Below are 10,599 nucleotides of genomic sequence, written 5' to 3'. Positions count from 1 at the left end.
AAGACCACCCGCCGTTGCACCCGCTGGATTCTGCAGCGTCTGGCGATCGATCGCACCAGCGTGTCCGCCGTGGCCAAGGCCCTCGGGCTGGGGTGGGATCTGGTCAACGATCTCGCGGTCTCGGAGATCCGCACGATGGTCTACGACCAGCCCGGACACTTCGACGGGGTGCGCGTTCTCGGGGTCGATGAGCACAAGTGGAAGCACGTGCGCGGCGACGGTTCCTCTTCGTTCGTCACCGTGCTGGTCGACCTCACACCGGTCGTGGACGGCGCCGGCCCGTCTCGGCTGCTGGACATGGTCCCGGGCCGTTCAGCGAAGGTGCTCACCGAGTGGCTCGATGCCCGTGACCAAATGTTTCGAGACCGCGTCAAGGTGGTGACGATGGACGGGTTCGCCGGATACCACACCGCCGCCGCCAAAGCCGTCCCCGAGGCACGGACGGTGATGGACCCGTTCCACGTCGTCCATCTGGCCGCCGACAAGCTCACCGTGTGCCGACAACGAATACAGCAGACCACCACCGGACATCGGGGCCGCACCGGCGACCCCCTGTACGGGATCCGCCGCATCCTGCGCACCCGCGCTGAGCTGCTCACCGACAAGCAGAAAGCTCGCCTGTTCAAGGCGTTCGTCGCCCACGACGCCCACGTCGCGGTGGAGGTCACCTACCGCGTCTACCAGGGGCTGATCAACGCCTACGAGCAGCCGCGGCGAAGGGACGGAAAGATCGCGATGTACAAGCTCCTCAAGTCCATCCGGACTGGCGTGCCGAAGCACCTCACCGAGTTGGCGCAGCTCGGCCGGTCCCTGTGGAAGCGGCACCGAGAGATCCTGGCCTACTTCGACGTGGGCGCTTCCAACGGGCCCGTCGAGGCCATCAACGGACGCCTCGAGCACCTCCGCGGAATCGCCCTCGGCTTCCGGAACCTCAAGCACTACATCTTGCGATCACTCATCCACTCCGGACAGCTCCAGAACCAGATCAACGCACTCTAAATCCGGAAGCGCCCCATATCGCCGCACTACGTCACACCTGCGTTCCCGTGACGAGCCCCGGGAACTACCCTTGACCCAATGGAGCGTTGGGTCAGGCTGTTCCGGTGGCTGTGGGCCACCCCCTGGCCCGTCTATGCCCTCACGATGGTGCAGGCCAACATCATCGGCGCGGTCTTCGTCTTCGCGTTCCTGCGCTTCGTCCTCCCGATGGACCGCTTCCTCGACCTGGACCAGTTCCGGTTCCTCAACCAGTACCTGTTCATCGGCTACCTTGTGCTGGCGTTCATCGGCGGGGTCATCGCGTCGACCCTGCTCCTGCTCCCGGTACTCCGGGTCGACCGGTCAGGTGAGGAGTTCGGCGGGGCGATCCGCAACCGGGCCCTGCGGCTGCCCTTCCACCAGGCGCTCATCTCCGGGGCCATGTGGCTGATCGGCACCATCGTCTTTGTCGTCGCCAACGTGGCCCACTCCCCCCGCCTCGCCCTGGTGGTGGGCGTGACGAGCATCCTCGGCGGGACCACCACCTGCCTGATCTCGTACCTCCAGGCCGAGCGGATCATGCGGCCGATCACCGTCCGCGCCCTCGCCCAGGGCGTGCCGGCCAACCGGCACGTCCCGGGGGTCCGTCGACGGATCTTCCTGGGCTGGGCGCTCACCACGGTCATCCCCGTCGCCGGGATCCTGCTGATCCTCACCGGGCAGTGGGTCGGGCTGTTCGGTGACGACCCCGGGCACATCCTCGTGGCGCTCGCGGTGATGGCCAGCGTCGCCGTGATCGCCGGCGCGATCGGCATGGGCCTGGTCTCGGACTCCATCGCCGACCCCGTCCGCGAGATGCAGGCGGGCGTCGGTCGGGTCAAGAAGGGCGACCTCGAGGCCCGCGTCACCATCTACGACAGCTCCGAGATCGGCCGACTGGGCCAGGGCTTCAACGAGATGGTGACCGGCCTGCAGGAACGCGAGGCGATCCAGGACCTCTTCGGTCGCTACGTGGGCGAGGACGTCGCACGCAACGCGCTCGAGCGGGGCACCGAACTGGGCGGGCAGGAACGCCAGGTCGCGGTGCTGTTCGTCGACCTCACCGGTTCGACGGAGTTCGCTGCGGCCCACGAGCCGGCCGAGGTGGTCTCCGTGCTCAACGACTTCTTCCGGATCGCCGTCGAGTCCGTCGACACCAACGGCGGGTACATCAACAAGTTTCAGGGCGACGCCCTGCTCGCGGTGTTCGGTGCGCCCATCGAGGTCGAGAACGAGGCCGGTCGGGCGCTCCGGGCCGCCCGCGCCCTCCAGAGCCAGCTCGCCGGGCTCTCCCCGCTCTCGGCGGGCATCGGGGTCTCCTACGGCACCGTGATCGCCGGGCACATCGGACACGCCAAGCGCTTCGAGTACACCGTGATCGGTGATCCGGTCAACGAGGCCGCACGCCTGACCACCCTGGCCAAGTCCGAACAGGGCCACGTCCTGGCGTCGGCCGCCGCGATCCGCAACGCCGACGCTCCCGAGGCGGCGAGGTGGGTGCTGGGACGCAGCGTCGAACTGCGTGGGCGCGGCATCATGACGCAGCTGGCCCGGCCGCTCCGGCCGACCCTCGCGGACCGGTGGCAGGCCGGGAACGTGGCACTGCGCCCCACCGTCGAGGGTCTGGACACCGCCGACACCTGATCAGCACCTCGGTTGGCGGACGCCTCCGCGCCGTTGGCGGACACCCCCACGCAGTTGGCGGACACCCCCACGCAGTTGGCGGACGCCTCCGCGCCGTTGGCGGACGAATTGCGCGTCCTGAGGGCCCGTGAGCACCGATCCTGTCCGCCAGCGCGGAGGAGGTGTCCGCCAACCGCGGGGAGGGTGTCCGCGGTCGGGTCAGCGCCCCGCGGTGGCCTTCTTGGCCGGCGACTTCTTGGCCGGAGACTTCCGGGCCGGGGCCTTCTTCGCCGCGGCCTTCTTCGGCGGGGACTTGGCGCGCCGCTCGGACAGCAGTTCCGAGGCGCGCGCGTCGGTGAGTGTCTCCACGGTGTCGCCCTTGCGCAGCGACGCGTTCGACTCCCCGTCGGTCACATACGGCCCGAACCGCCCGTCCTTGACCAGCATCTGCTTGCCGGAGACCTCGTCGACCCCCATCTCGCGCAGCGCCTTGGGTGCGGCGGCCTGCCGGCCCCGACGCTTGGGCTCGGAGTAGATCTTCAGAGCCTCTTCGAGCGTGATGGTGAAGACGGCGTCCTCGGTGTCCAGGGTCCGCGAATCGGTGCCCTTCCGCAGGTAGGGACCGTATCGGCCGAGTTGCGCGGTGATCTCCTCACCACTCGTGGGGTCGACGCCCAGCACCCGCGGCAGCGACAGCAGCTTGAGTGCCTGCTCGAGCGTGACCGTGGCCGGCTCCATCGACTGCATGAGCGACCCTGTCCGCGGCTTGGGGCCGGTGGGGTTGTCGGACTCCTTCTTGGCCTTGCGGGTCACGGCGGACTTGGCCTTGGTCGCGGCCTTCTTGGCCTCCGCCTTGGCCTCGTCATCCTTCGCGGCCGCCATCGCGGCGTCGCGCTCGGCGTCGATACGCTTCTTCTCCGCCTCGGCGTCGGCGAGCACCTTCCTGGCCCACTGCGCCTTCTCCGCGTCGGTGGGCTCGGGCAGCTTCTCGGTGACGTAGGGGCCGAATCGGCCGTCCTTGACCACGATCTCGTGACCGGTCTCGGGATCCACGCCCAGCGGACGCCCGTCCTGCGGGGTGGCGAAGAGTTTCTCGGCCACCTCGAGCGTGAGCTCGTCGGGGCTCATCCCCTCCGGCAGGTTGGCGCGCTGCGACTCCTGCTCGCCGCCCTCCCCCGCGACCATGCGCTCGAGGTACGGACCGTAGCGCCCGACACGGACGTGGACCGGTCGTCCCTCGGAGTCGTCGAAGACCCGGATGGAGTTGATGCTGCGGGCGTCGATGGCCTCGAGGTTCACGTCGATGAGGTTCTTGAGCCCGACCGCGTGATCCCCGTCCCCGGCCGACCCGGCGCCGTCGGGGTCACCGAAATAGAAGCGACGCAGCCAGTCGTCGCGGTTCTCGCGCCCCTCGGCGATCTCGTCGAGCTCGTCCTCCATGAGCGAGGTGAAGTCGTAGTCCACCAGTCGACCGAAGTTCTGCTCGAGCAGACCGATCACGGCGAACGCCACCCAGCTGGGTACGAGGGCGTTGCCCCGCGAGTACACGTACCCACGGTCCTGGATGGTGCGGATGATGCTGGCGTAGGTGGAGGGGCGGCCGATGCCCATCTCCTCCATGACCTTGACCAGGCTCGCCTCGTTGTAGCGGGCCGGCGGGCTGGTGGTGTGGCCGTCGGCGGACAGATCCGAACCCGTGAGCGCCTGCCCCTCGCTGAGCCGGGGCAACCGCCGCTCGGCGTCGTCCGCCATGGGCTTGTCGGACGACTCGGTGGACTCCTCGGCGGCCTCGACGTACGCCTTGAGGAAGCCGGGGAACGTGATGGTGCGGCCCGAGGCCGCGAAGGTGGCCCGGCTGTACCCGGACGGGTTCTCGCCCGCGGCGCCCGTGATCCGGATGCTCACCGACGTGCCCTTGGCGTCGGCCATCTGGGAGGCGACCGTGCGCTGCCAGATGAGCTCGTACAGGCGGTACTCCTCGGCATCCAGCGCGCTGTGCAGCTGACCGGGCGTCGCGAAGGACTCCCCGGCCGGGCGGATGGCCTCGTGCGCCTCCTGGGAGTTCTTGACCTTGCGGGTGTACTGACGCGGGGTGGGCGAGACGTACTCGCTGCCGTACAACTCCGTGGCCTGCGCACGCGCGGCCGACATGCCGCCCTCGGACAGCGTCGTGGAGTCGGTACGCATGTAGGTGATGTAGCCGTTCTCGTACAACCGCTGGGCGATGCGCATGGTGCGTTCGGAGGTGTAGCGCAGCTTGCGGCCGGCCTCCTGTTGCAACGTCGAGGTCATGAACGGCGCGTAGGGGCGCCGGGTGTACGGCTTGGACTCCACGGAGTCGACCACGAAGTCGGCACCGTCGAGGGCGTCCGACAACGCACGGGCCGCGGCCTCCTCGAGCACCACCGCGTCCTTGGCCGCGCCCGTGGTCTTGAGGCGGCCGTTCTGGCCGAAGTCGCGGCCCTGGGCGACCCGGGCACCGTCCACCGCGGCGAGACGGGCCGTGAAGCTGCGCGGCTCCCCCGCGTCCCCGCCGGTGGCCTGCTGCGTCGTCAGGGTCGCGGTGATGTCCCAGTAGTCGGCGGCGACGAACGCCATGCGCTCCCGCTCGCGCTCGACGATCACGCGGGTGGCCACGGACTGCACGCGGCCCGCGGAGAGCCGCGGCATGACCTTCTTCCACAGGACCGGGGAGACCTCGTATCCGTAGAGACGGTCGAGGATCCGGCGGGTCTCCTGGGCGTCGACCAGGTCGGTGTCCAGCTCGCGGGTGTTCTCGGCGGCGGCGAGGATCGCGGGCTTGGTGATCTCGTGGAACACCATGCGCTTGACCGGGACCTTGGGCTTGAGCACCTCGAGCAGGTGCCAGGCGATCGCCTCACCCTCGCGGTCGGGGTCGGTGGCCAGGAGGAGCTGGTCCACGCCGGCCAGTTCCTTCTTGAGCTCGGCGACCTTCTTCTTCTTGTCCGCGCTCACCACGTAGATCGGCTCGAAGTTGTCCTCCGGGTTCACGCCGAGCCGCGCCCACGGCTCCTTCTTGTACTTGGCCGGGATGTCGGCGGCGCCCTTGGGCAGGTCACGGATGTGGCCGACCGACGCCTCGACCACGTAGTCGGACCCCAGGTAGGGCTGGATCTTGCGGGCCTTGGTGGCGGACTCGACGATCACCAGGCTCCGCTTTCCGCCCGATGCTGTCTGCTTGCTCGCCACTGAACTGCTCCCAACCTGCGCTGATCCATCGGCGACGTGTGTCGCCGAACTCCGGTCCCGGATACGGTACGCGTGCCGGGGCCTGTCTATGAGAATTCATACCAGGCCAGGGGCGCTCCCCGAGAGTCGCGTTCCGCCGCGGTTCCACCCCCGAGGCCGTGGACGGGCGCCGGTGCTCCGCCCTCTCCTCCCCCATGCGGAGGTGGGCCGAGGTGCCCTGGTGACGGTGAGAGATCGGCGACCCGGTGGGGATCGGTGCGCGGACGCATCCCTATATATATGTCTCCGTTCGCACCGGGCCGCCTCGTCGTCGTCGTGGTCGTCGTCGTCGTGGTCGTGGTCGTCGCCGTGGCCGTCGCCGTCGCCGGCGTCTCCGGTCATCGAGGTCATCGGGCTCGCACGCCCCCGGACACCTCGCCCGGGGGCCGCGCGCACTCCCGCCGATTGGCACGGATAGACAGACCGGTCTATGGTGATGACGAGGGGGCACTACGCCTAACTGGAACGTGTTACCGTTTTCCAATTCCGCCGCGGCCACGGGTCGCGCCGGAACCGGCGTACCGTCGGTGGCCGTACGGGAGTCACGACCAGCCCCGATCATCTCAGACGCAACGGAGGTCAGCAGCGGTGGGCAATGTGTCCAAGACCAAGCTGGACAAGGTGGTCATCCGCATCGCGGGCGACTCGGGTGACGGCATGCAGCTCGCCGGTGACCAGTTCACCTCGGAGGCCGCGGCCTTCGGGAACGACCTGGCGACCCAGCCCAACTACCCGGCCGAGATCCGGGCCCCCCAGGGCACGATCCACGGGGTGTCGAGCTTCCAGATCCAGATCGCGGACTACGACATCCTCACCGCCGGGGACCGCCCCGACGTGCTGGTGGCGATGAACCCGGCCGCGCTCAAGGCCAACATCGACGACCTGCCCTCCGGCGGCATCCTCATCGTCAACTCGGACGAGTTCACCAAGCGCAACCTCACCAAGGTGGGGTACGAGTCCAACCCCCTCGGCTCCCCGGCCTTCGAGGCGTTCCAGGTGCACGAGGTGGCCATGGGCACGCTGACCATCGGCGCCGTCGAGTCCGTGGACATCGGCAAGAAGGACGCCGAGCGCTGCAAGAACATGTTCGCGCTGGGCTTGCTGACCTGGATGTACGGGCGCACGGTCGACTCGATCGAGAAGTTCCTGGGCAGCAAGTTCGGCAAGAAGCCCGCCATCCTCGAGGCCAACGTCCTGGCCCTGCACGCGGGCTGGAACTACGGCGAGACCACCGAGGCCTTCGCCTCGGAGTACGAGATCATGCCGGCCCAGCTGCCGAAGGGTCGCTACCGCCAGATCACCGGCAACACGGCGATGGCCTACGGCCTGGTCACCGCGGGCAGGTCGGCGGACATGCCCGTGTTCCTGGGCACCTACCCCATCACGCCCGCCTCGGACATCCTGCACGAGTTGAGCAAGCTCAAGCAGTTCGACGTGACCACCTTCCAGGCGGAGGACGAGATCGCCGGCATCGGCGCCGCCCTCGGCGCCTCCTACGGCGGGGCGCTGGGCGTCACCTCGACCTCCGGTCCCGGCCTCGCTCTCAAGTCCGAGGCCATCGGCCTGGCCGTCATGACCGAGCTGCCGCTGGTGATCATCGACGTCCAGCGCGGCGGCCCCTCGACCGGGCTGCCCACCAAGACCGAGCAGTCGGACCTTCTGCAGGCGCTGTTCGGGCGCAACGGAGAGTCGCCCGTCGCGGTGATCGCCCCGCAGTCGCCCTCGGACTGCTTCGAGATCGCCCGTGAGGCGGCGCGGATCGCGGTCACCTACCGCACCCCCGTCATCGTGCTGTCCGACGGCGCGATCGCCAACGGCTCCGAGCCGTGGCTCCTGCCGGACGTGGCCGACCTGCCGGCGATCGACAAGCACCTCGCCACCGCGCCCGCGACCGGCGCCGACGGAGAGACCGAGGCCGCCGGGGACTACCTCCCCTACGCCCGTGACCCCGAGACGCTGGCCCGCGACTGGGCGGTCCCGGGTGAGCCCGGTCTCGAGCACCGCATCGGCGGGCTGGAGAAGGCCAACGGCACCGGCAACATCTCGTACACCGCGGAGAACCACGACCTCATGACCCGGACCCGGGCCCTGCGGATCGCGCTCATCGACGTGCCCGACCTCGAGGTCGACGACCCGTCCGGCGAGGCCGACGTCCTGGTGGTGGGCTGGGGATCGTCCTACGGCCCCATCGGGGAGGCGGTCCGCCGCGCCCGCGCCAACGGCCACCGCGTGGCCCGCGCGCATGTCCGCCACCTCAACCCGCTCCCGGACAACATCGGCGAGGTGCTCGCCAAGTACCACCGGGTGCTCGTTCCGGAGATGAACCTGGGACAGCTCGCCATGCTGCTCAAGGCCCGTTTCCCGGCTCAGATCCAGCCGATCACCAAGGTGCACGGCATGGCGTTCTCGGCCGAGGAGCTGCAGACCGCCATCGAGGCGGAGTTCGCCGGGCGACTCACCCACACCGAGCACGACAAGTACCGCCTGGCGCTCGACGGGGTCATCACCACGACCGGCGAGCCCGCTGCGCGCAACCGGCGGATCGGCCACACCGCCACCGGCACCACCACCGCCAACCGAACCCGCTGACCCGCGAGCGAGGAGAGGATTTCCATGACCACCACCGAACCCGGACTCGTGGGCAGCCCGCTGCCCCTGGACGCGTTGGCCTCCGTACCCAAGAGCGATGCGCCGCAGAAGCCCAAGGACTACACCTCCGACCAGGAGGTGCGTTGGTGCCCCGGCTGTGGCGACTACGTCATCCTGGCCACCATCCGCGCCCTGCTGCCCAAGCTCGGTCTCAAGCGCGAGAACATCACGTTCATCTCCGGAATCGGCTGCTCGAGCCGCTTCCCGTACTACCTCGAGACCTACGGGATGCACTCGATCCACGGGCGCGCCCCGGCGATCGCCACCGGGCTGGCCACCGCCCGCCCGGACCAGTCGGTGTGGGTGGTCACCGGTGACGGCGACGCCATGTCGATCGGCGGCAACCACCTCATCCACACCCTGCGCCGCAACGTCAACCTCAACATCCTGATGTTCAACAACCGGATCTACGGGCTGACCAAGGGCCAGTACTCGCCCACCTCGGAGCCGGGCAAGGTCACCAAGTCCAGCCCCATGGGGTCACTGGACCACCCGTTCAACCCGCTGTCGCTGGTGCTCGGCGCCCAGGCGAGCTTCGTGGCCCGCGCCCTGGACTCGGATCGCAAGGGTCTGACCGAGGTCCTCGAGGCCGCCGCCCGCCACCGCGGCACCAGCTTCGTGGAGATCCTGCAGGACTGCCCGATCTTCAACGACGGCTCGTTCGACCTGCTGCGCAAGGAGGACGCGGGCGACCACCTCATCGCAGTCCGCCACGGCGAGAAGATCATCTTCGGCGACGACGGTCAGCACTGCGTGGTCCGCTCCGGTTTCTCGCTGAAGGTCGCGGCGACCGCCGAGGTCGACGAGGCCGACATCATCGTCCACGACGCCCACGCCGAGGACCCCTCCTACGCGCACGCGCTGGCGAACCTGTCCAGCCAGGACCTCGAGTACACCGTCACCGGCATCATCCGGCAGGTGCACCGCGAGACCTACGACGACCAGGCCCGCGCCCAGGTCGCCGCCGCCAAGGAGACCGCACCGGCGGACCTGCAGTCCCTGCTCGACGGCAGCAACACCTGGACCGTCGGATAGTCGGACACGCTGGCCGGACGGCCACACCGGCGAGACCGCCCCGGGGGCGGTCACCGCGCGGATCTGCACTCAGAGCCGGGCGGTGACCGTCCCCGCGACGCGTCCCCGGGCATCCCAGGTGCGCTCGACCACGTCGGCGGTACCGTGCTCGTCGATCCGCACCGCCGTCGTCGACCGGGTCCCGTACCACCGGCCGATCCGGACGAACCGCGACGACAGGCGCCACTCGTGCCAGAGCGGGACCCCCGTCCGCGGCAGGTGCCGGATCGGCGCTTTGCGGCGATCGGCGAGCAGGTCGAGCAGGGGGCCCGACCAGTCCTGACCGGAGATCGCCTCGGTGCCCAGGAGGGTTCGCACCTGCGCGACCGCGCCGACGACCTTGGGCCACGGGGTGTCGGGTGCCGCGTTGGACAGGCCGTGGACCCCGGTGCCCAACCGCATGGGCCCCCGACCGGACCGGTTGGAGGCCCACCACATCTCGTCGAGGTCGCCGGCCAGGAGGTTGACCGGCCCGTACCTGCCCAGATCGTCGACGACGTGCTGGGCGAACCCGGTCACGGGGACCGGTCCGGTGAGCGCGTCGACCGGAAGCTCACCCCGGGATGCTGCCGCCGGGCGCTCGGGGCCGCCCTCCCGGACGTTGGTGACCGCCGCCAACCCCGCCCCGGACGCCAGCGAGAGCCACGTCCCGCCGGCCGTGACGTCGCGGCCCGCGACGATTCCGGAGATCCCCTCCGTGTCGGCCGTCCATTCGTGCAGGGGTTCGGCGGGGCGGGCGTGGACCTCGTCCCGGTTGGCCACCAGCACCAGCGGGTACCGGGGGTGGACCCGGCGGGCGACGACGAGCATGCACATGGCATCGAACACTTCCCCACCGGATGACCAGGCGCAACACCGGGGCCCCGCCTCCCGGCCCGCGGCTCGGTCGGTTCGTTCACTCCGGGCGGTGGGGCTGGTCGCTCAGCGGGGCCACACCTCCGGCGGCACCCCGGGGGGCGCCCCGCCGAGGGTCTGTGCCAACCGTGC

General features: G+C 69.7%; 6 protein-coding genes. 4 read left to right on the top strand and 2 right to left on the bottom strand.

What is annotated here, in order from left to right:
- Together G6022_RS10070 and G6022_RS10065 are read left to right on the top strand one after the other, a co-directional pair.
- On the top strand, positions 1-999 hold a 999-nt coding region (locus G6022_RS10070; RefSeq protein WP_182691485.1), incomplete at its 5' end, for an ISL3 family transposase.
- 78 nt (positions 1,000-1,077) lie between these two features.
- Positions 1,078-2,661, top strand: a complete 1,584-nt coding sequence (locus G6022_RS10065; protein ID WP_182609908.1) for an adenylate/guanylate cyclase domain-containing protein — start codon at positions 1,078-1,080, stop codon at positions 2,659-2,661.
- Between the two features lie 198 nt (positions 2,662-2,859).
- Here the strand turns inward: G6022_RS10065 and topA are convergent, their stop codons facing one another.
- Complete coding sequence (gene topA / locus G6022_RS10060; protein WP_182638416.1) at positions 2,860-5,850, bottom strand: type I DNA topoisomerase; 2,991 nt, start codon at positions 5,848-5,850, stop codon at positions 2,860-2,862.
- 627 nt (positions 5,851-6,477) lie between these two features.
- Here topA and G6022_RS10055 point away from each other — a divergent pair.
- On the top strand, positions 6,478-8,478 hold the full coding sequence (locus G6022_RS10055) for a 2-oxoacid:acceptor oxidoreductase subunit alpha (RefSeq protein ID WP_182638415.1): 2,001 nt from the start codon (positions 6,478-6,480) through the stop codon (positions 8,476-8,478).
- 24 nt (positions 8,479-8,502) lie between these two features.
- On the top strand, positions 8,503-9,573 hold the full coding sequence (locus G6022_RS10050; protein WP_182615896.1) for a 2-oxoacid:ferredoxin oxidoreductase subunit beta: 1,071 nt from the start codon (positions 8,503-8,505) through the stop codon (positions 9,571-9,573).
- Positions 9,574-9,642: 69 nt separating this feature from the next.
- On the opposite strand, the gene G6022_RS10045 is transcribed toward G6022_RS10050, so the two are convergent.
- Positions 9,643-10,440 (bottom strand): NRDE family protein, encoded by a 798-nt coding sequence (locus tag G6022_RS10045; protein WP_347238166.1) that lies wholly within the window; start codon positions 10,438-10,440, stop codon positions 9,643-9,645.
- Positions 10,441-10,599 lie beyond the last annotated feature (159 nt).

It is taken from the genome of Dietzia sp. Cai40 (genome assembly GCF_014145165.1).
Taxonomy (GTDB): domain Bacteria; phylum Actinomycetota; class Actinomycetes; order Mycobacteriales; family Mycobacteriaceae; genus Dietzia; species Dietzia natronolimnaea.
The sequence above is the reverse complement of the archived record's forward strand: the minus strand, read 5'-3'. Positions and strand labels throughout refer to the sequence as shown.